The organism is Amycolatopsis sp. NPDC039088, assembly GCF_055598845.1.
In genome coordinates this window covers 57,062-76,805 of record NZ_JBVKAE010000029.1, presented here as the reverse complement: position 1 = coordinate 76,805, position 19,744 = coordinate 57,062, and the positions used below count along the sequence as shown (strand labels likewise).

Annotated in this window: 17 protein-coding genes and 1 pseudogene; 13 read left to right on the top strand and 5 right to left on the bottom strand. The window is 68.5% G+C overall.

Annotated elements, in window-relative coordinates:
- Nucleotides 1-69: 69 nt before the first annotated feature.
- The 4 genes from ACZ7KI_RS31395 (at nucleotide 70) to ACZ7KI_RS31380 (ending at nucleotide 4,976) form a co-directional block, all read left to right on the top strand.
- Complete coding sequence (locus tag ACZ7KI_RS31395) at nucleotides 70-2,325, top strand: polyribonucleotide nucleotidyltransferase (protein ID WP_470276654.1); 2,256 nt, start codon at nucleotides 70-72, stop codon at nucleotides 2,323-2,325.
- A 94-nt stretch (nucleotides 2,326-2,419) separates the two neighbouring features.
- Nucleotides 2,420-3,787 (top strand): M16 family metallopeptidase, encoded by a 1,368-nt coding sequence (locus ACZ7KI_RS31390; protein WP_044854134.1) that lies wholly within the window; start codon nucleotides 2,420-2,422, stop codon nucleotides 3,785-3,787.
- Complete coding sequence (gene dapB, locus ACZ7KI_RS31385) at nucleotides 3,784-4,530, top strand: 4-hydroxy-tetrahydrodipicolinate reductase (protein ID WP_470276653.1); 747 nt, start codon at nucleotides 3,784-3,786, stop codon at nucleotides 4,528-4,530. The genes ACZ7KI_RS31390 and dapB overlap by 4 nt, the downstream gene beginning before the upstream one ends.
- Entirely contained in the window at nucleotides 4,527-4,976 is a 450-nt protein-coding gene (locus ACZ7KI_RS31380; RefSeq protein ID WP_470276652.1) for a tetratricopeptide repeat protein, read from the top strand. Before dapB ends, ACZ7KI_RS31380 begins: the two co-directional genes overlap by 4 nt.
- Before the next feature lie 768 nt (nucleotides 4,977-5,744).
- Here ACZ7KI_RS31380 and ACZ7KI_RS31375 read toward each other — a convergent pair.
- A complete protein-coding gene (locus tag ACZ7KI_RS31375; protein ID WP_470276651.1) occupies nucleotides 5,745-6,266 on the bottom strand; it encodes a YqaA family protein in 522 nt (173 codons plus the stop codon).
- A 149-nt stretch (nucleotides 6,267-6,415) separates the two neighbouring features.
- On the opposite strand from ACZ7KI_RS31375, the pseudogene ACZ7KI_RS31370 reads away from it, so the two are divergent.
- A pseudogene (locus ACZ7KI_RS31370) lies at nucleotides 6,416-6,823 on the top strand (GtrA family protein); the annotation flags it as partial.
- Nucleotides 6,824-6,889: 66 nt separating this feature from the next.
- Here the strand turns inward: ACZ7KI_RS31370 and ACZ7KI_RS31365 are convergent.
- Nucleotides 6,890-7,450 (bottom strand): GNAT family N-acetyltransferase, encoded by a 561-nt coding sequence (locus ACZ7KI_RS31365; protein ID WP_465504223.1) that lies wholly within the window; start codon nucleotides 7,448-7,450, stop codon nucleotides 6,890-6,892.
- Nucleotides 7,451-7,509: 59 nt separating this feature from the next.
- Here ACZ7KI_RS31365 and ACZ7KI_RS31360 point away from each other — a divergent pair, with 59 nt between their 5' ends.
- Nucleotides 7,510-8,730: a winged helix-turn-helix domain-containing protein gene (locus ACZ7KI_RS31360; RefSeq protein ID WP_470276650.1), complete on the top strand. Its 1,221-nt coding sequence runs from the start codon at nucleotides 7,510-7,512 to the stop codon at nucleotides 8,728-8,730.
- A 115-nt stretch (nucleotides 8,731-8,845) separates the two neighbouring features.
- Nucleotides 8,846-9,202, top strand: coding sequence for an HAD domain-containing protein (locus ACZ7KI_RS31355; protein WP_470276649.1), 357 nt, complete (start codon nucleotides 8,846-8,848; stop codon nucleotides 9,200-9,202).
- Between the two features lie 79 nt (nucleotides 9,203-9,281).
- Here the strand turns inward: ACZ7KI_RS31355 and ACZ7KI_RS31350 are convergent, their stop codons facing one another.
- Together ACZ7KI_RS31350 and ACZ7KI_RS31345 are read right to left on the bottom strand one after the other, a co-directional pair.
- Nucleotides 9,282-10,205: a DUF4097 family beta strand repeat-containing protein gene (locus ACZ7KI_RS31350; protein WP_470276648.1), complete on the bottom strand. Its 924-nt coding sequence runs from the start codon at nucleotides 10,203-10,205 to the stop codon at nucleotides 9,282-9,284.
- 11 nt (nucleotides 10,206-10,216) lie between these two features.
- A complete protein-coding gene (locus ACZ7KI_RS31345) occupies nucleotides 10,217-10,741 on the bottom strand; it encodes a toxin-antitoxin system HicB family antitoxin (RefSeq protein ID WP_470276647.1) in 525 nt (174 codons plus the stop codon).
- A 133-nt stretch (nucleotides 10,742-10,874) separates the two neighbouring features.
- On the opposite strand from ACZ7KI_RS31345, the gene thyX reads away from it, so the two are divergent.
- The 6 genes from thyX (at nucleotide 10,875) to ACZ7KI_RS31315 (ending at nucleotide 17,308) form a co-directional block, all read left to right on the top strand.
- The gene (thyX, locus tag ACZ7KI_RS31340) at nucleotides 10,875-11,627 is read left to right on the top strand and encodes an FAD-dependent thymidylate synthase (protein ID WP_005156312.1); all 753 of its coding nucleotides are present in this window, start codon (nucleotides 10,875-10,877) and stop codon (nucleotides 11,625-11,627) included.
- Nucleotides 11,627-12,019, top strand: coding sequence for an ACT domain-containing protein (locus tag ACZ7KI_RS31335; RefSeq protein WP_465504228.1), 393 nt, complete (start codon nucleotides 11,627-11,629; stop codon nucleotides 12,017-12,019). Before thyX ends, ACZ7KI_RS31335 begins: the two co-directional genes overlap by 1 nt.
- An 82-nt stretch (nucleotides 12,020-12,101) precedes the next feature.
- Entirely contained in the window at nucleotides 12,102-13,607 is a 1,506-nt protein-coding gene (locus tag ACZ7KI_RS31330; protein ID WP_470276646.1) for a serine/threonine-protein kinase, read from the top strand.
- Between the two features lie 99 nt (nucleotides 13,608-13,706).
- Nucleotides 13,707-14,720, top strand: coding sequence for a 4-hydroxy-tetrahydrodipicolinate synthase (gene dapA, locus ACZ7KI_RS31325; protein ID WP_470276645.1), 1,014 nt, complete (start codon nucleotides 13,707-13,709; stop codon nucleotides 14,718-14,720).
- Nucleotides 14,721-14,725: 5 nt separating this feature from the next.
- A complete protein-coding gene (locus ACZ7KI_RS31320) occupies nucleotides 14,726-16,414 on the top strand; it encodes a ribonuclease J (protein WP_470276697.1) in 1,689 nt (562 codons plus the stop codon).
- 66 nt (nucleotides 16,415-16,480) lie between these two features.
- Nucleotides 16,481-17,308, top strand: coding sequence for a pentapeptide repeat-containing protein (locus tag ACZ7KI_RS31315; protein ID WP_470276644.1), 828 nt, complete (start codon nucleotides 16,481-16,483; stop codon nucleotides 17,306-17,308).
- A gap of 979 nt (nucleotides 17,309-18,287) precedes the next feature.
- Here ACZ7KI_RS31315 and ACZ7KI_RS31310 read toward each other — a convergent pair.
- Nucleotides 18,288-19,673, bottom strand: coding sequence for an amino acid permease (locus ACZ7KI_RS31310; protein WP_470276643.1), 1,386 nt, complete (start codon nucleotides 19,671-19,673; stop codon nucleotides 18,288-18,290).
- Between the last annotated feature and the right edge of the window lie 71 nt (nucleotides 19,674-19,744).

Sequence of the window (19,744 nt, the reverse complement as noted above, 5' to 3'; positions counted from 1 at the left end):
GCAGGCGAAACAGGTCCCAGGGTGGGAGACTCGCGTCATTACAGAGGAACAAAAGAGGAGATACACCCTATGACCGACTCCACCGGAGTCACCGTGCACGAAACCGAAGCCGTGATCGACAACGGCCGTTTCGGCACTCGCACCGTCCGCTTCGAGACCGGCCGTCTGGCCCGTCAGGCCGCCGGTTCCGTCGTCGCCTACCTCGACGAAGAGACCATGCTGCTTTCGGCGACCACCGCGTCGAAGCACCCGAAGGACCACTTCGACTTCTTCCCGCTGACCGTGGACGTCGAGGAGCGGATGTACGCCGCCGGACGCATCCCCGGCGCGTTCTTCCGCCGCGAGGGCCGCCCGTCGACCGACGCGATCCTCACCTGCCGCCTGATCGACCGGCCGCTGCGCCCGTCGTTCACCGACGGTCTCCGCAACGAGATCCAGGTCGTCATCACCGTCCAGAGCCTCAACCCGGACGACCCGTACGACGTGCTCGCGATCAACGCGGCTTCGGCCTCGACCCAGATCGCCGGCCTGCCGTTCTCCGGTCCGGTCGGCGGCGTCCGCGTCGCGCTGATCGAGGGCCAGTGGGTCGCGTTCCCGACCTGGAAGCAGCTGGAAGAGGCCACCTTCAACATGGTGGTCGCCGGCCGTATCGTCGGTGACGACGTCGCCATCATGATGGTCGAGGCCGAGGCCACCGAGAAGACGCTCGACCTGATCGCCGACGGCGGCAAGTCGCCGGACGAGATCGCCGTCGCCGAGGGCCTCGAGGCCTCGAAGCCGTTCATCAAGGTGCTGTGCGAGGCCCAGCAGCAGCTGGCCGACGTCGCCGCCAAGCCGACCGGCGAGTTCCCGGTCTTCCTCGCCTACGAGCAGGACGCCTTCGACGCCGTCGCCGCGATCGCGACCGACGACCTCGCGAACGCGCTGACCATCGCGGGCAAGCAGGATCGCGACAACGCCACCGACGAGGTCAAGGCCGCGGTGCTGGAGAAGATCGGCCTCGGCGAGGGCGAAGCCTTCCAGGGCCGTGAGAAGGAGATCGGCGCGGCGTTCAAGGCCCTGTCGAAGAAGATCATGCGCAAGCGCGTCCTCACGGACAAGATCCGCATGGACGGCCGCGGCCTGACCGACATCCGGTCGCTCGCCGCCGAGGTCGCCGTGATCCCGCGGGCGCACGGTTCCGCGCTGTTCGAGCGCGGTGAGACCCAGATCCTGGGCGTCACCACGCTGAACATGCTCCGCATGGAGCAGCAGATCGACTCGCTCTCCCCGGAGACCACGAAGCGGTACCTGCACCACTACAACTTCCCGCCGTTCTCCACCGGCGAGACCGGCCGCGTCGGTTCGCCGAAGCGGCGCGAGATCGGCCACGGCATGCTCGCCGAGCGCGCCCTGGTCCCGGTCCTGCCGAAGCGGGACGAGTTCCCGTACGCGATCCGTCAGGTCTCCGAGGCGCTGGGCTCCAACGGCTCCACCTCGATGGGCTCGGTCTGTGCCTCGACGATGGCGCTGCTGAACGCGGGTGTCCCGCTGAAGGCGCCGGTCGCCGGTATCGCCATGGGCCTCATCTCCGACGAGGTCGACGGTGAGACCCGCTACGTCGCGCTGACCGACATCCTCGGTGCCGAGGACGCCATGGGCGACATGGACTTCAAGGTCGCCGGCACCAAGGACATCATCACCGCGCTGCAGCTCGACACGAAGCTCGACGGCATCCCGTCGGAGGTCCTCGGCGCCGCGCTGAAGCAGGCAAAGGACGCTCGCCTCACCATCCTCGAGGTCATCGCCGAGGCGATCGACGCTCCGGACGAGATGAGCCCGTTCGCCCCGCGCGTCACCAGCGTGAAGATCCCGGTGGACAAGATCGGCGAGGTCATCGGCCCGAAGGGCAAGATGATCAACTCGATCACCGAGGAGACCGGCGCCGACATCTCCATCGAGGACGACGGCACGATCTACGTGGGCGCGGCCGACGGCCCGTCGGCGGAGGCGGCGATCGACAAGATCAACGCCATCGCCAACCCGCAGCTGCCCAAGGTCGGCGAGCGCTTCCTCGGCACCGTGGTGAAGACGGCCGCGTTCGGCGCGTTCGTCTCGCTGCTGCCGGGCAAGGACGGCCTGGTGCACATCTCGAAGCTGGGTAACGGCAAGCGGATCGCCAAGGTCGAGGACGTGGTCAACGTGGGCGACAAGCTCCGCGTCGAGATCGCCGACATCGACAACCGCGGCAAGATCAGCCTGATCGTGGTCCAGGAAGAGGACACGGCGGACGCCAAGGCCGCCGAAGGCGAGAAGGCCGACGCTCCGAAGGCCGACGCCCAGTAGGTCCGGCCAGATCGATGTGAACCGCCGGGAAAGGGTCGTTCGGGACGCGAGTCGTCCTGGACGACCCTTTCCTGACATGTGAGTAAGGGATCCGTTGGCGCGATCAAGCACAGCCGGGCACGAGCAGCCCGTCGGCAGCACCCGTACGCTCGAGTCCACTTCGGACGGTGCGGTGGTCAAGCGCAGCGTGCTGGCCGGTGGCCTCCGGGTGATCACCGAGCATGTGCCCGCGTCCCGGTCGGTGACGGTCGGGCTGTGGGTCGGCGTCGGATCGCGTGACGAGCCGTCGTCGGTCGAAGGCGCCGCGCACTACCTCGAACACCTGCTGTTCAAGGGCACCACGAACCGCGACGCCACCCAGATCGCCGAGGAGATCGACGCGGTCGGCGGCGAGTTCAACGCCTTCACCGCGAAGGAGCACACCTGCTACTACGCGCAGGTGCTCGACGAGGACCTGCCGCTGGCGATGGACCTCGTGACCGACGTGGTGTTCGAGGCGCTGTGCACGGACAAGGACGTCGAGACCGAGCGCAGTGTCGTGCTCGAAGAGATCTCGATGCGCGACGACGACCCCGAGGACCTGCTGCACGAGACGTTCGTCGGCGCGATCCTCGGCGAGCATCCGCTCGGCCGTCCCGTGCTCGGCAGCGAGAAGTCCATCGTGGAGATGTCCGCGTCGGCGTTGCGCGGGTTCTACCGGCGCCGCTACACGCTGCCGCGGATGGTGCTCGCCGTCGCCGGGAACATCGAGCACGGCCAGGTGCTTCGCTTGGTGCGCAAGGCTTTGCGGAACCGCCTGACCGGTACGGCCACCCCGGTGCCGCCGCGGTCGGGCCGCGCGCGGATCGCGATGGTGCCGAAGCTCGCCCTGCACACCGATGACACCGAGCAGGCCCACGTCATGCTCGGCCTGCGGTCGCTGTCACGGCACGACGACCGGCGGTTCGCGCAGTCGGTGCTCAACGCCGCGCTCGGTGGCGGGATGAGTTCACGCCTGTTCCAGGAAGTTCGCGAAAAGCGCGGGCTGGCGTACCAGGTGTACTCGTCCGTCGCGAGCTACGCCGACGCCGGGCACATGGCCGTGTACGCGGGCTGCCAGCCCGAGAAGCTCGGCGAGGTCGCCGGCGTGATCCGCGAGGTGCTCGAACTCGTCGGCAAGGACGGACTGAGCGAAGCCGAGGTCGCGCGCGCGAAGGGGCAGTTGCGGGGCGGGCTAGTGCTCGGCTTGGAGGACACCTCGTCGCGGATGTCGCGGATCGGCAAGAACGAACTGAACTACGGCCGGTATCTCGGCGTCGACGACACGGTGGCGCGGATCGACGCCGTCACCACCGAAGAGGTCTGTGCGCTCGCTCGCACTCTGCTGCACCGCCCTGGTGGCGTGTCGGCGGCGGCGGTGGTCGGGCCGTACGCTCACGCCGACGACCTGCCGGACGATCTGCACGAGGTGATCGCATCATGACCGCTGGGATTCGCGTCGGCGTGCTGGGCGCACGCGGCCGGATGGGCCAGGAAGTGGTCGGGGCCGTGAACGGCGCCGAAGACATGGAACTCGTCGCCGCGCTCGACGCCGGTGACGACTTCTCGGCGCTCAAGCAGGCAGAGGTCGTCGTCGACTTCACCCATCCCGACGCGGTGATGGGCAACCTGGAATTCCTGACGGGCAACGGGATCCACGCCGTCGTCGGCACCACCGGCTTCAGCGAGGAGCGGCTGGAGAAGCTGCGTTCGTGGCTCGCCGCCGACCCGTCGATCGGTGTGCTCATCGCGCCGAACTTCGCCCTCGGCGCGGTGCTGGCCATGCGCTTCGCCCAGCAGGCGGCGCGGTTCTACAACTCGGCCGAGGTCATCGAACTACACCACAACCGCAAGGCCGACGCACCCTCCGGGACCGCGGCGCACACCGCGCGGCTGATCGGCGAGGCCCGCGCGGCGGCCGGACTCGAACCGGGCGACGACGCGACGACGTCCGAACTGGACGGTGCCCGCGGCGCGCTCGTCGAGGACGTCCGCGTGCACTCCGTCCGGCTGCCCGGGTTGGTGGCGCACGAGGAGATCCTGTTCGGCGGCGAAGGGGAGACCCTGACCATCCGGCACGACTCGCTGCACCGCACGTCGTTCATGCCGGGTGTGCTGCTCGGCGTGCGCTCGGTGCGCACGCGGCCCGGCCTGACGGTCGGTCTCGAGAACATCCTCGACCTGTGAGGGCCCGCAACTTCGCGCTGGTGATGACGGCGGCGCTCGCCGTCTACGTCGTCCTGCTGGCGGGCCGGGGCATCGCGTTGGTGCGCACCGGCGAGACGGTGCCGGTGCTCTTCGGTGTCGGCGTGCTGCTGCTGCCGTTGCTCGGGATCTGGATCATCGTCACCACCTGGCGTTCCGGCGTCCAGATCCAGCGGCTTTCACGGCGGCTGGACGAAGAAGGCGGCCTGCCCGACGTGTCCGACCTGCCCCGGCGGCCTTCCGGCCGGGTGGATCGCGACGCCGCGGACGCCTGGTTCGACGAACGCCGCGCCGAGGTCGAGGCGGACCAGGACAACTGGCGCGTCTGGTACCGGCTGGCTTACGCGTACGAGATCGCCGGTGACCGGAAGCGGGCCAGGGCGACCATGCGCCGCGCGGTGGACCTCGAAGCCGCTTCCCGCTCGTGAGTGGTGATGACGGCTAGGGCCAATCGCCACTCACGAGGCTTGACCGACTCGATGCCGGTGTCTCGGACAAGGTCCTTCACACGCAGCTGTTGTGACTACCGGTGCTGGTGTGCCCTATGTGGCGACCATCGTGTCCGTGAAGGCCTCCTTCACTACTTTCAGGGCAGGGCCCCGGCAAAGTCGCATAACTGCTGGTCGGCTCCATTACTAGCGCGGGTCAAGGCGAACGTGTCGTGGCGGACCCGGCGGGAGCGGGTTCACGTAAAAGGGGCCTCACCTGGCTCCCGACTGTCCATAAGGGACACTTCTCGGGGCAAATGTGCCCGATTTGGGCGAGTTGTGGGGTTTGGCGAGGGGGTCGTGAGTGATGTGGGTCGTTCTAACCCTCATTAACACTCACGACCCCGCACGGAAACGTATAGAGCGGCATCAATCGGACACTCGATCGGCTGGCGGTATCCCTTGTGGACACTGAAGCCCGACTGGCGTCCAGAATCAGGCCCTGCCCCACCTCGGCTCGACCTTGATCAACGGAGGATCAGGGACGTTGAGTGTCCCTGATCCTCCGTTGATCAAGCTCCACGACCGGCACATGCGGCCCGCGACAGTGCAGGAATAGTCGCCCGACCTGCAAGACCGCGACTTTGCCGGGGCCCTGACTTTCAGGGTAGGGAAGGAGGCCTTCACGGACCCGAGCTTGGGATCAACCGCCGACCACGTAGGTACCTAAGACACGGTTGGTTCTAACCGTCACTACCACTCACGAGGTCAGTAGTGGAACCAGCCCGCGAACAACGCCGGTGACGCGGCCAGCAGGCTGAACCGCAGCCAGCGGCCCACGAACCCGGTGGCCAGGAAGCTCGCCAGCGGCATGTTCACCAGGCCCGCGAGCACGCTCGTGGCCATGTACGGCGGCAGGCCGATGACCGAACTGACGCCGTAGGTGCCCGCCATCCAATGCGGATGCCGGTGACAACGTTCGCGAAGGGCGTCGAGCCGGGCGCGCATCTTCTTGGTCCGTGCCCGCCATCGTTCGCGACGAGGGGTGGGCGGGCGTTCCCGGTGCAGCCGGTCGTGCAGCGGTTTCGGCAGCTTGATCTTGCCCCGCGCGGCGAGGTAGTAGAGCGTCTTCCCGCCAACCTGACCTGCGGCGACGACGGCGCCGAGCAGCAGCCACGGCAAGGTCGGTTCGCTCGCGCAGAGGCCGATGAGGAACATTTCGACGCTGACGATGGGAAGGATCGCGGAGCCGAAGGCGATACCGAACGACAGGAGCAACCAGCCCACCATCGTTGCCTCCCCGTTATCTTCGTTCTCTCCAAGCTATCAGCTGAAAATCACGACGCACTGGGGATAACCCCCGTTCCCGGCTTCCGGGGCGCACCAGAAGATCACCTGTTCGTCGGCTCGCGGCCACCTGCCGCTGTCATGCTGAATCCGTGGCCGACGTGCACGACGCGGTCCGCGGCAAGGGTTTCGCGGATCGCTTCGCCGATTTCTGCGCGGCCGTGGTCCGGTGCCTCCCCTTCGGGCTTTCCCGGCTGGTGGCACCGAGTTTCCTCGGTTTCGCGCTCATCAACGGGTTCACCTTCGGGGTCGACCTGATTCTGCTGACCCTGCTCCGGGGCCGGCTCGGCCTGCCGGTGTGGCTGGCGATCACGCTCGCGTACGCGACCGCGTTCGGGCTGAGCTTCGTGCTGAACCGCAGCATGAATTTCCGTTCGCACGCGCCCGTGGGCAGGCAGGCGGTGCTGTACGTCGTCGCGATCATCGTCAACTACGTGGCGTTCCTGCTCGGCGTCGGCGCGGGACTGGCCGCGCTGGGCGTCGACTACCGCCTGTCCCGGCTCATCGCCGGGGCGTGCGAAGGCGTCTTCATGTACTCGGTGATGCGCTGGGTCGTGTTCGCGAAGTCAGGGAGCGAGCTCGAGGTCGAGGCCGCCGGTGAGCCGGACTTCGCGCACGCTCGTGCTTCCGGTGTCGAGGATGCGGACGGTCCCGTCGGGGGACCAGCCGGCGCGACGGAAGAATCCCAGTGACGGATGATCGGTCTGGGCCACCCAGCTGATCCCGCGGGTGGCGCCGTCCTCGCGCAGCCACGCGGACGCGTTCGCCAGCAGCCGTCCCGCGTGCCCGCGCCGTCCCCAGCGCGGCTCGACCAGGAGCGAGGCGATGAGCGCCGTCGTCGAGGCGTCGTCGGGCAGCGAACCGTCCGCGGCGGCCACCTCGCTCTCCGGCGCCCGGCCGGCGACGCAGAAACCGACGGTGAACTCGCCTTCGACGGCGAGGAAGACACGCGTGCCCGGGTACTCGATCGTTTCGGCCCAGGTCTTTTCGAGCTCCACGGCGTCGAGTTCGGCGACGGCCGCTTCGCCGAGCAGCTCCGTGTAGGCGCTTCGCCAGGTATCGCGTTGGATGCGGGCGATCTCGGCGGCGTCGGAAACGACGGCGGGACGGACTTCGGCGACGGCCATGGTGCGCAGGTTATCGGTGCCGCGGAAAACTGTCGGTGGCGGATGGCACCATGCGGATGATGAACACTCCGACCATCAGCGGGCCGGTCGCGCGCCGGATCGCCCTGGCCGCACAGGGGTTCGCCGACGCGCGTCCGAGCGGAACGGCGACCAGACGACATCTTCAGCGCGTGCTGTCGCGGATCCAGTTGCTGCAGCTGGATTCGGTGAACGTCGCGGTCCGCGCGCACTACATGCCGCTGTTTTCCCGGCTCGGTGCGTACGAGCCCACGCTGGTGGACGACGCGGCCTGGTCCCACTCCGCGCGCAAACCCCGGATGCTGGTCGAATCCTGGGCGCACGAGGCGAGCCTGCTGCCGGTGGCGGACTGGCCGCTGCTGCAGTCCGGGGCGAAACGCATGGGCTGGTGGACGAACTACGCGCGCGTGCTGGAGCAGACGCCCGGTCTGGTGGACGACATCCTCGCCGTGGTCAAGGAACAGGGACCGATCGGCGCGGGCGGCATCGAGCGGGCGCTGGAAAGCGATGGCGCGCGCCGTAAACCCGGCTCGTGGTGGGAGCGTTCCGAGGTCAAGAAGGCCTGCGAATGGCTGTTCGGCGTGGGGCAGCTGACGACCGGCACGCGCCGGTCGTTCGAGCGGCTGTACGACCTGACCGAACGCGTGGTGCCGCCGGAGATCCTGTCGCGGCAGGTGACCCCAGAGGAGGGCGCGCGCGAACTGATCACCCGCTCGGCCGTCGCGCTGGGCATCGGCACCGAACCGGACCTGCGGGACTACTACCGGCTCGGCCCCGACGTCAGCAAACGGGCGGTGGCCGAACTGGTCGAGGCGGGCGTGCTGGAGCCGGTGAACGTGGAGGGCTGGCCGGCGGTGGCGTACCGGCACTTCGCGGCGAAGGCACCGCGGTCGGTCACCGGCCGCGCGCTGCTGTCGCCGTTCGACCCGCTGATCTGGGAACGCGCCCGTACCGAGCGCGTCTTCGACTTCTTCTACCGCATCGAGATCTACGTTCCCGAGCCGAAGCGGATCTACGGTTACTACGTGTTCCCGTTCCTGCTCGACGGTGAGCTCGTCGGCCGGGTCGACCTCAAGGCCGATCGCGCCGCTGGGCTGCTTCGCGTCCAGGGCGCCTTCGCCGAACCCGGGGTGGACGTCGCGCGGGTCGCGAGCGAGCTGGCGGGCGAGCTGCGGCTGATGGCGGACTGGCAGGGGCTGGACGGGGTCGCGGTGGGAGAGCGGGGCGATCTCGCTCCGGTGCTTTCGCGGCTGGTGCGCTGAGCCGCTCGCGGAGCGGGGCGCCTTCGCGACGATGGAGGATTTGGGACACTCAACGTCCCAAATCCTCCATCGTCAGCCATACCGTCCTCACCGCTCGCCGCGACATCATGGCTGCATGCGGCCGATCCTGTTCCTCGATGTCGACGGCCCGCTGAACCCCTTCGCCGCCAAGCCCAAGCCCCCGGGATTCGTCGAGCACAAGTTCCGGCTCCGGGGCTGGAGCCGACGGCATCCGCTGCGGATGTGGCTCAACCCAGCTCACGGGTCGGCCCTGCTCGACGTGGCCGGGGACGCGGAGCTGGTCTGGGCGACGACCTGGGGCCATCAGGCGAACACCATGGTGGGCCCGGCCATCGGCCTGCCCAAGCTTGCCGCCGTCGACTGCTCGAACGCCGACAGCTGCTGGAAGTTCGAGTCCGTGGTCCGTTACGCCGGACCGACGTCCATCTGGCGGTCGTCCGCGCGCACTTGAACCGAGCGAGGGACCTTCGCTCCCACCCCCGTGGAAAAGTGAGAGCAAAGGTCCCTCGATCCCCCTGCGGTCAGCGGCCTCACCGGGCCGCGCTGGTCACCACCGCGTCGCCGGTGCCGGTCCGCGCCCGGACCTTCAGCACGACTTCGCCCTCGGAAGGGGCGCTTTCCGCGACATCCAGCTCACTCGACACCGAACCGGTCGTCGACGAAAGGTCGACCTCGGCGCGCACGCCGCCGCGGATCGCGACCCGGACCGCGCCCGACCCGGTGGTCAGTTCCAGCGCCCCGAAGGCGGCGTCCGCCACCGAGAGGTCACCGCTGCCGGTGCGCGCCAGTACCTCGCCCGTGACCTCGCCGAGCCAGACGTCGCCCGTACCGGTCGCGATCGTGGCCGAACCGCCCAGCGAGGACGCCTCGACGGAGCCGCTGCCGGTACGTAGTTGCAGACCGGAGAGCGTCGCTCCGAGCTTGATGTCGCCCGTGCCGGTGCGGACGATCGCCGAACCGTCGGCCTGCTCCAGGCCGACCTTCCCCGCCCCGGTCATGACGTCGGCCCGCCCGGCGACACCGGACACGGTGACGTCGGCCGCCCCGGCCCGCACCTCCAGATGCGAACCGGCGGGTGCCCGGACGGTCACCGCGAGCGGGACGTTCTTCAGTTGCCAGGCCTTCGGCGCCTGGACGACGAGCCGGTTGCCGACCTTCTCGACCCGCGTCTGCGCCACGGCGTCCTCCGCCGACGACCCGGACGACCCCGGCGAGCCGCCGAGCTGGTCACCGAAGCGTTCCCCGACCCAGCTGAGCAGGCTCGTCATGCCGTCCACCCATGGCTGCTGCTCGCCGCCGTCGCGGCGGACCTCGGCGTGGACGCCGGTTTCGTCGGTCAGTTCGATGGTCACCCGGCCGATGGTCACGCTCACGTCGATTTCGATCGGGCCCTCGGCCTCGAATTCCTCGACGCGCACGGTCTCTTCAGCGGCGGGAGTGCTTTCCTCGGTCATGTTCCGTCCCCTCAGCCCTGGACCCAGCCGTGCAGGTGGGAACCGGCACCGCCGCCCGGCTTCTGCTTGTGGTGCCAGTGCTCGCCGCCGCCCTTGCCCAGTGCTCCCTGGACGGCCTGCGAGACGAACGTGTTCAGCGAAACGCCTTGAGAGGCGGCCGCGGCTTCCGCCTGGCCCTTGACCTGCTCGAACAGGCGTAGCGTGATGCGTGTGATGTCGCCCGTGTCCACCTTGGGCGCGCGCGGGGTCTCCCGTGGCGCTTCCTGGCGGGGCGGGGGCTGCTCGGTGTTCTCGGCGGAGCCGGTGACGACGACGCGCACGTCGCGGCCGTCGAGCCGGACGTCGACGACGTGCCCCGGCAGCGCCGAGGTCACTTCGGCGGCCAGGTCCGCGAGGGCGTTCATGATGGTCAGCCGGGCGGCGGGCTCCAGCGCCGACGACAGCAGCGCGGCAGCGCGCCGCGTCTGCTCGTCGCCGGCCGAAGCCGTGTTCGCGAGGTCCTCGCGAAGGCTTGTGATGTACGGCGTCAGATCCATGACACCACTATGACGTCACTTGTGATGTCAGTCAAGGAGCCGATGACGTCACTGTGATGTCGCCCCGCCGTCAAACAAGGTTGCGGTTACGCTGCCCGGAGTCGTGGAGCAGGGGTCGAAAAGGAGTGCGAACGTGGCCGAGACCGTGTCACCCAAGGTTCAACTGATCGCGAAGACGGAGTTCTTCCCTCCGTCGGACGTACCGTGGTCGACCGATGCCGACGGTGGTGAGGCGCTGGCCGAATTCGCGGGCCGGGCCTGCTACCAGTCCTGGAAGAAGCCGAACCCGAAGACGGCCACCAACGCCGGCTACCTCGAGCACATCATCGACGTGGGCCACCTCTCGGTGCTGGAGCACGGGTCCGTCAGCTTCTACATCACCGGCATCTCCCGGTCGCTGACGCACGAGCTGATCCGCCACCGGCACTTCTCCTACTCGCAGCTCTCCCAGCGCTACGTCCCGGAGCGCGACGCCGCCTTCGTCGAGCCCGACGTCATCGCGCAGGACCCGGAGCTGCACGCGAAGTTCCTCGCCGCCTCCCAGGCCGCCGTCGACGCCTACACCGAGCTGCTCGCCGGGCTGGAGGAGAAGTTCGCCGACGTGCCGAGCGCGACCCTGCGCCGCAAGCAGGCCCGCCAGGCCGCCCGCGCCGTGCTGCCGAACGCGACCGAGACCCGCATCGTGGTCACCGGCAACTACCGCGCCTGGCGGCACTTCATCGCGATGCGCGCCACCGAGCACGCCGACGTCGAGATCCGTGCCCTGGCCATCGACTGCCTGCGCGAGCTGCAGAAGGCTTCGGGCAACGTGTTCGCGGACTTCACCATCTCCGCGCTGCCCGACGGCACCGAGGTCGCCTCCAGCCCGAAGGTTCTCGAGGGCTGATGCGACGACTCGCGATCGACGTCCGGCCAGGCGAGTACGCGGTCGCCCGCCTCGCCCCGGACGCGCCGGTTCCGGCGAATCTGCTCGACCCCGGCGAGCCCGTGCTGATCTCCATCACGCGGACGCCCGAAGAGCTGTCGGTGATCTGCCCGGCCGGTCTCGCACCGGCCGGGGTCACGGTCGAGGACGGCTGGCGGCTGCTGTCGGTCCGCGGGCCGCTGGCGTTCACGCTGACCGGCGTCATCGCGGCGCTGTCGAGTGAATTGGCCGCCGCCGGGGTGGCGCTGTTCTCGATATCCACCTTCGACACCGACCACGTGCTGGTCCGGGCGGCCGAGCTGGAGCGCGCGGTGAAGGCGCTCCGCGAATCCGGCCACGAGGTCACAGTCTGATTCACGAGCTCGGCGAAGGAACCTTTCGGAGCGCGAACGGGTCCGAGTTGGCATCCTGCGCGAACCGAAGGAGCACCGAACCTTGACCGACGAACAGACCCGTCCGTACGGGCCGCCACAGCAGACGCAGCAGGCTTCCGGCGCGCGGATCATCGCCGGCCGATACGCCCTGCTGGGCGAGCTCGGCCGCGGCGGGATGGGCATCGTCTGGCGCGCACAGGACCAGGTGATCGGCCGCCAGGTGGCGATCAAGGAGCTGAAGTTCCCGAACGCGCCCGAGGAAGCTTCGGTGCTGACGGAGCGGATGCTGCGCGAGGTCCGCTCCGCCGGGCGCCTCAACGACCCGGCCGTCGTCACCGTGTACGACGTCGTCACCGAGAACAGCGCCACCTACATCGTGATGGAGCTGGTCGAGGCACCGACGCTGGCCGACCTGGTGCGTGACCGCGGTCCGCTGCCCGCCCAGCAGATCGCGCTGGTGGGGGAGCGGGTACTGTCCGCGCTGCGGGCCGCGCACGCCGCCGGGATCGTGCACCGCGACGTGAAACCCGCGAACATCATGGTCTCGCCGGACGGCCGGGTGAAGCTCACCGACTTCGGCATCGCGCACGCCGCCGACGACCCACGTCTGACCACCAGCGGCATGATCGTCGGCTCGCCGGCGTTCATGGCGCCGGAACGGGTCGAAGGCCGCGACGCGATGCCCGAATCCGACCTCTGGTCGCTGGGCACGACGTTGTTCTTCGCCGCCGAGGGCATCGTCGCGTTCGAACGGTCGACCACCGCGGCCACGCTGCACGCGATCATGACCGAGGCGCCGTACCTGACCAGGGTTCAGGGCCCGCTGGCCGCCGCGATCCTCGGCCTGCTGGTCACCAAACCCGAGGCGCGGATGTCGTACGACCAGGTACGCAGCCTGCTTTCGGCCGCGCAGGGCGTACCGGCCCAGCCGACCCCGCCTTCGGGTGGGACGGCGATGCTGCACCCCGGCCAGCCGATGACCCGGCTCGCGCCCACCCCGCCGAAGCGCAATCTGCGTCCACTGTGGCTCAGCCTTGCCGCGGTCGCGGTGATCGGCGCGCTGGTCGGCGGGATCTTCCTCGGCCGCTGGATGGCCGCGCCCGCCGGGAACGCGCAGGCCCAGCCCACCCTGACCTACGGCATCAACGGCCAGCTCAAGATCGACCTCTCCGGGGACTGCTACAACGTCCCGCTCGCGGACAACGTCACGATGAACAGCGAGACCAGCGGGAACTGCGCCAAGAATCACCTGGTCGAGGTCTACGCGAAGGGTGACCTGCTCGCCGTCGAGTCGGCGAGCGACAAGCAGGCCGCGGTCGCCGCCTACCCCGGCGCCGAGGTGGTGAACCGCATCGCCGAGGCGGTCTGTTCGGCGACGTTCAACTCGGGTGTGGTGCCGTCGCAACAGCGGAGCGGGCTCTACTGGCGGGCCGTCGTCCCGACCGAGGCGGAGTGGAACCGGCCGCTGAGCGAGGAGAACACCGACTACTCGCGCGAGTACCTGTGCTTGCTCGCCAAGGCCGATGGCGGGCAGCTCACCTCGCAGATCACCACCAAGGTCAAATAGTTTGCGCCGAGGTCGGCTTCGCCCCGGAAAATCTCCCGCATCGGCGGGAATGACCACGTCGGCAAGGGGTTCGGCGTCCGCAGGAGGTACCTTCACACCATGTCCACTCCACCTACCGCAGCGCCGGGAAGACCGTTCGGGCGCGTGCTCACCGCGATGGCCACCCCCTTCGACGCCGACGGCGCGCTGGACCTGAAGCGGGCGCAGGAGCTGGCCGAACACCTCGTGGAACTGGGCAACGACGGTCTCGTCGTGAACGGCACGACCGGGGAAAGCCCCACCACGACCGACGCCGAGAAGACCGAGCTGATCCGCGCCGTAGTCGAGGCCGTCGGTGATCGCGCGACGATCGTCGCCGGGGCGGGCACGAACAACACCGCGCACAGCGTCGAGCAGGCGAAGCAGGCCGAAGCGGCCGGTGCCCACGGCATCCTCGTCGTCACGCCGTACTACTCGCGACCCAGCCAGGCCGGGCTCTACGCGCACTTCACCACGGTCGCGGACGCCACCGAACTGCCGGTGATGCTCTACGACATCCCGCCGCGTTCGATCGTCCCCATCGAGGTCGACACGCTGCTGAGGCTCGCCGAGCACCCGCGTATCCTCGCGGTCAAGGACGCCAAGGGCGACCTGATCGCCGGCTCCGAAGTCATCGCGAACACCCAGCTCGCCTACTACTCCGGTGACGACGGCCTCAATCTCCCCTGGGTCTCCGTCGGCGGCACCGGCGTGGTCAGCGTGATCGGGCACGTCGTCGCGGGCCGGATCCGCGGCATGATGGACGCCTACGAATCCGGCGACACCTCCACCGCGCGCACCAACCACCGCGGCATGCTGCCCGTCCTGCGGGCGATGTCCCGGGTCGGCGGCGTCGCGTTCTCGAAGGCGGCCCTGCGGTTGCGCGGCTTCGACATCGGCGACCCGCGGCTGCCCATCGTGGCCGCGAACGACGAGCAGCTCCAGGCGATTTCCGCGGATCTCGCCCAGGGTGGCGTGCCGCTCGGCGACAGTGCCGTCAGCGACTGGCATGGTGCTCGGGTGGCACAAGCAGATTCAGCGGCGGCCTATACGGCGCCGACCTCACATACCAGCGTAGGGACCATGCCTCGGTGAGTTCATTGTCAACCGGACCCGGACCGACCAACCCGCCGCCCGCGCTGCCCGAAGGCGCCCTGCGCGTGGTGGCGCTCGGGGGAATCGGCGAAGTCGGCCGCAACATGACCGTCTTCGAATTCGGCGGCCGTCTGCTGATCGTCGACTGCGGGGTCCTCTTCCCCGAAGACGACCAGCCGGGCGTCGACCTGATCCTGCCCGACTTCCGCGCGATCGAAGACCGCTTGGAGGACATCGACGGCCTCGTCCTCACCCACGGGCACGAGGATCACATCGGCGCCGTCCCGTTCCTCCTGCGGCTCGTCCCGGACCTCAAGATCTACGGTTCGCGGTTCACGAACGCGCTGCTCGCGGCCAAGGCCAAGGAGCACCGCCAGCGGCCGAACCTGATCGAGGTCCGCGAGGGCGAGCGACGCAAGGTCGGCGACTTCGACCTGGAGTTCTTCGCGGTCAACCACTCGATCCCGGACGCGCTCGCGGTCGCCATCCGCACGCCGGCGGGTGTCGTGCTGCACACCGGCGACATCAAGCTCGACCAGCTCCCGCTCGACGGGCGGCTGACCGACCTCGCCGGCTTCTCCCGGCTCGGCGACGAGGGCGTGGACCTGTTCTGCGTCGACTCGACCAACGCCGAGGTCCCCGGGTTCGTCATGCCGGAGCGCGACATCGGCCCGGTGCTCGACGACGTCGTCCGCAAGGTCGGCCAGCGCGTGATCGTCGCCTGTTTCGCGAGCCACGTGCACCGCGTCCAGCAGGTGCTCGACGCCGCCGTGCGGCACGGCCGCCGCGTCGCCTTCGTCGGCCGGTCGATGGTCCGGAACATGGGCATCGCCGCCGACCTCGGCCTGCTGAACGTGCCGGACGGCCTCCTGGTCAACCTCGACCAGGCCAGCGACCTGCCCGAGAGCAAGGTGCTGTTCGTGTCGACCGGTTCGCAGGGCGAGCCGCTGTCGGCGCTGTCGCGCATGGCGCGTGGTGAGCACCGGCAGATCTCGATCCGCGCGGGTGACACCGTCGTGCTGGCCAGCTCGATGATCCCGGGCAACGAGACCGCAGTCTTCGGCGTCGTCAACGGCCTCACCCGCCTCGGCGCGAACGTCGTCCACCAGGGCAACGCCAAGGTGCACGTCTCCGGCCACGCGTCGGCGGGCGAACTGCTGTACCTGTACAACGCGGTGCGCCCCAGCAACGTCATGCCGGTGCACGGCGAGTGGAAGCACCTGCGCGCCAACGGTGAACTGGCCGTGCGCACCGGTGTCGCGCCGGAGAACGTGGTCATCGCCGAAGACGGGGTCGTGGTCGACCTCGTCGACGGCAAGGCCTCGCGGACCGGCCGGGTCGAGGTCGGGCACGTGTACGTCGACGGCCTGTCGGTCGGCGACGTCGGCGAGTCGACCCTGTCCGACAGGCTCGTGCTCGGTGAGGGTGGCTTCATCGCGATCACGGTCGCCGTGGACACCAGCACCGGTCGCGCGGTGACCAAGCCGACCGTGTCCGGTCGCGGGTTCTCCGACGATCCGAAGGCGCTCGACGCCGTGCTCCCGATGGTGGAGATGGAGCTCGCGCGGACCGAAGCCGAAGGCATCACCGACACGCATCGCATCGCGCAGGCCGTGCGCCGCGTCGTCGGCCGCTGGGTCGCCGACACCTACCGGCGCCGTCCGATGATCGTGCCGACGGTCATCCCCGTTTAGCGGTAATCCGCGAGAAGGCCCCTTTACTCAGTCGAGTGAAGGGGCCTTCTCGCGCATAATCGCCGGATGGCGACGACGATGGTCATGGTGGGGGTACACGTCATAGGCGCGCTGGCGGGGGTGGCACTCGGGATCGGCGCGGTCTATCTCGTGCGGATGGTCATCGAGGGCGTCCGCCGCGACCGGCGGATCCAGCCCGCGTTGGTGGATCAAGGACTCAGGCTGGACCGTTGGGAACACGCCCTTGAGCTGATGGACAGCGAGGACGCCGCGGAGCGCCTCGAATGCTTCGCGGCCCTAGACCGTTACGGGCGCGAAGAACCCGACGGCAGGCAAGACGTTGTCGAGCTGATCTGCACCTACTTGCGCAAACCTTTCGCGTACCCGGTCGAAGACGAGGAGGAACTCGAAGTCCGGCTCGCCGCGCAGAGGCTTCTTACGCAGCACTTCAGGTGGCCTGCCGGGGAGGCCAGACCCTTCGAGTTCTGGGAGGTCGAGGAGCTGGGACTGCGGGACGCGGTGCTCGTCGAACCCGACTTCGCGGACACCCTCCTCGTGCGCGCCGAACTCGAGGACAGCCTGATCGTCCGCGGAAACTTCCGCCAGACCCGGTTCTCGCCCTCCGTGAACTTCGAAAGGGCGCACTTCACCGGCGACACCGACTTCCGCGGCGCGTCATTTCCCACACATGCGACCTTCGCCGACGCGCTGTTCAGCGGGACGACCACGTTCGCCGACGCCGAGTTCGCCCAAGACGCCGACTTCACCGGCGCGCGGGTGGAACAGCCCGACGCCGCGCACTCGTGGCCGTCGTCGTGGCGAGCTTGGGCGACCTCGCCGGTCGCTCAGGCGCGGCTCATCCCGACGGCGACCGACCCGCGACCACCAGCCTGACCCGACTGTCCACATGGGGTCGTGAGTGGCGATTCGGGTTATTGAGGGGTAAGGCAAACATGTCGTGGTGTGGGCGAGCCGGCAGGCTGGGTGACGCGACACCGCACTCGCGTGCTCCGCACCACCGAGTGCGGCGGCCAGGCACGCGAGTCACGCCCTCCCGGAGTACATGAAGGTCCCCTTCCTTGCGCCTAGCGCAGGGTTCCGGCGAAGTCGCATAAGTGCTGGTCGGCTGCATCGCTAGCGCGGGTCAAGGCGAACGTGTCGTGGTGGACACGGCGGGAGCGGGCCCACACAAGGGGCCTCACCCGGGTCCGGACTGTCCATAAGGGACACTTTTCGAGACGAAAATGCCCGATTTGGACATCTTGCACGGTTTCGCGTGGCTGGATGGATGGCGCGTGTGATCAGACGGAGGACACGTGTGACTGGATGGATGACACGGCGGAAGCGGCAGATTTCGTCGCGTGTTCTCCGTTCACTCACGCGTGCCCTCCGTCGGATCACGCGTGCCGCCCGATGGCAGGTACCTAAGACACAAGTAGCCCTCACCCGAATCGCCACTCACACCATTCCTCCGAAACCACACCTGCAGCCCCGCGGCATCCAGAATCAGGCCTGCCCTACCTCGGCTCGATCAAGCTCTACCTCGACTTTGCCGGGACCCTGACGCCTAGCGCAAGGAAGGGGACCTTCATGTACTTCACGACCGGCCGCACGCCACGACACGTTTGACTTACCCCTCAATAGAACCCGAATCGCCACTCACGACCAACCCAGCCCACCCCTCACCGGAAGCCTCAAGTCAGGAAAGTCCGGGAAGTGTCCCTTAAGGACAATCAAGAGTGGGCTGATCCAGGCCGGGGTGCGGTGAGGTCCCGTCAACGGCTGAACCGTCTTCCTCCCACAGGCCAGGGTCGCGACTTTGCCGCGACCCTGGCGCTAGACGCAAGGATAGGGAGCCTTCAGGACACGCCACTCACGATGCCGAGCCGGATCGCCGTCGCTGGAGGAAGTAGACGCCGAGGATCACCGCGAGGCTGATCAAGCTCAGGTACAGCTGGGCCCGCGTGTCCGCGTCCACGAACAGCATCGACGCGACCACGGCCAGCGTGCCGGCCAAAGTGAGCCAGCTCAGCCACGGGTAGCCCCACATGCGCAGCTTCAGCCGTTCCGGTGCCTCGGCTTCCAGGCGGCGCCGCATCCGCAGCTGTGACCCGGCGATGATCGCGTAGACGAACAACGCGACCGCGCCGGCGGAGTTGATGATGAAGTAGAAGATCTTGTCGGGGGACACGAAGTTCATCACCACGGCGACGTAACCGACCGAAGTGGACACCAGGATCGCCTTCCACGGCACCCCGCGCCGGTTCGTGTCGGCGATCCATTTCGGCGCCCAGCCGTTGCCGCGCAACGCGAACAGCATGCGGGAAGCGGTGTACAGCCCGGAATTCAGCACCGACAGCACGGCGGTCAGCACCACCGCGCTGACCACGGTCTCGGCCGCGGGGATGCCGAACCGGCCGAACGCGGCGGCGAACGGGCTCGTCGTGGTCGGGATGTCGCGCCAGCCGGTGATCATCACCAGCAGCGTCACCGAACCGACGTAGAACACGATCACGCGCCACACGATCGACGACGTCGCCTTGCGTACGGCCGCTTCGGGTTCGCGGGATTCGGCGGCGGCGATGGTGACGATCTCCGCGCCGAAATAGGAGAAGATCACGATCACCACACCGTGCACCACCGAGAACGGGCCGTTGGCGAGGAAACCGTCCTGCGCGATGTTGCCGACCGAGAACGAACCGCCTGGCCAGAGGCCGAGCACGAACAGGATGCCGACGACCAGGAACACCACGATCGTGGCGATTTTGACCGACGCGAGCCAGAACTCCGTCTCCCCGAACGAACGCGCCGAGGCGAGGTTGGTCGCGGTCAGCAGCAGCATCAGCACCAGCGAGAAGATCCATTGCGGCACAACGGGAATCCAGGCTTGCAGGATCTTCGCCCCGGCGACGGCCTCGAACGCGACCACGCCGACCCAGAAGTACCAGTACAGCCAGCCGACGGTGAAACCAGCCCAGCCACCGAGCGAGGTCCGCGCGTACTCCATGAAGGAGCCTTGGGAGGGCGCGGCCGTCGCCATCTCACCGAGCATCCGCATCACCAGTACGACGATCAGGCCGCCGATGGCGTAGGAGAGGACGGCCGCCGGGCCGACGGTGTGGATGACGGCGCCGCTGCCGATGAACAGGCTCGCGCCGATGATGCCACCGAGCGCGATCATCCGGACGTGGCGTTGCCGCAGGTCCGGGCGGAGACCGTCGCGTTCGGTGGTCCGCTCTGGAGAGGTTTCGGCGTCCATTCGCGGGTTGCCTCCTATCGGGGTGGCGGCAGATCGCGGGATTCTCGCACCGCGGAGCCCGGAGGAAAAGT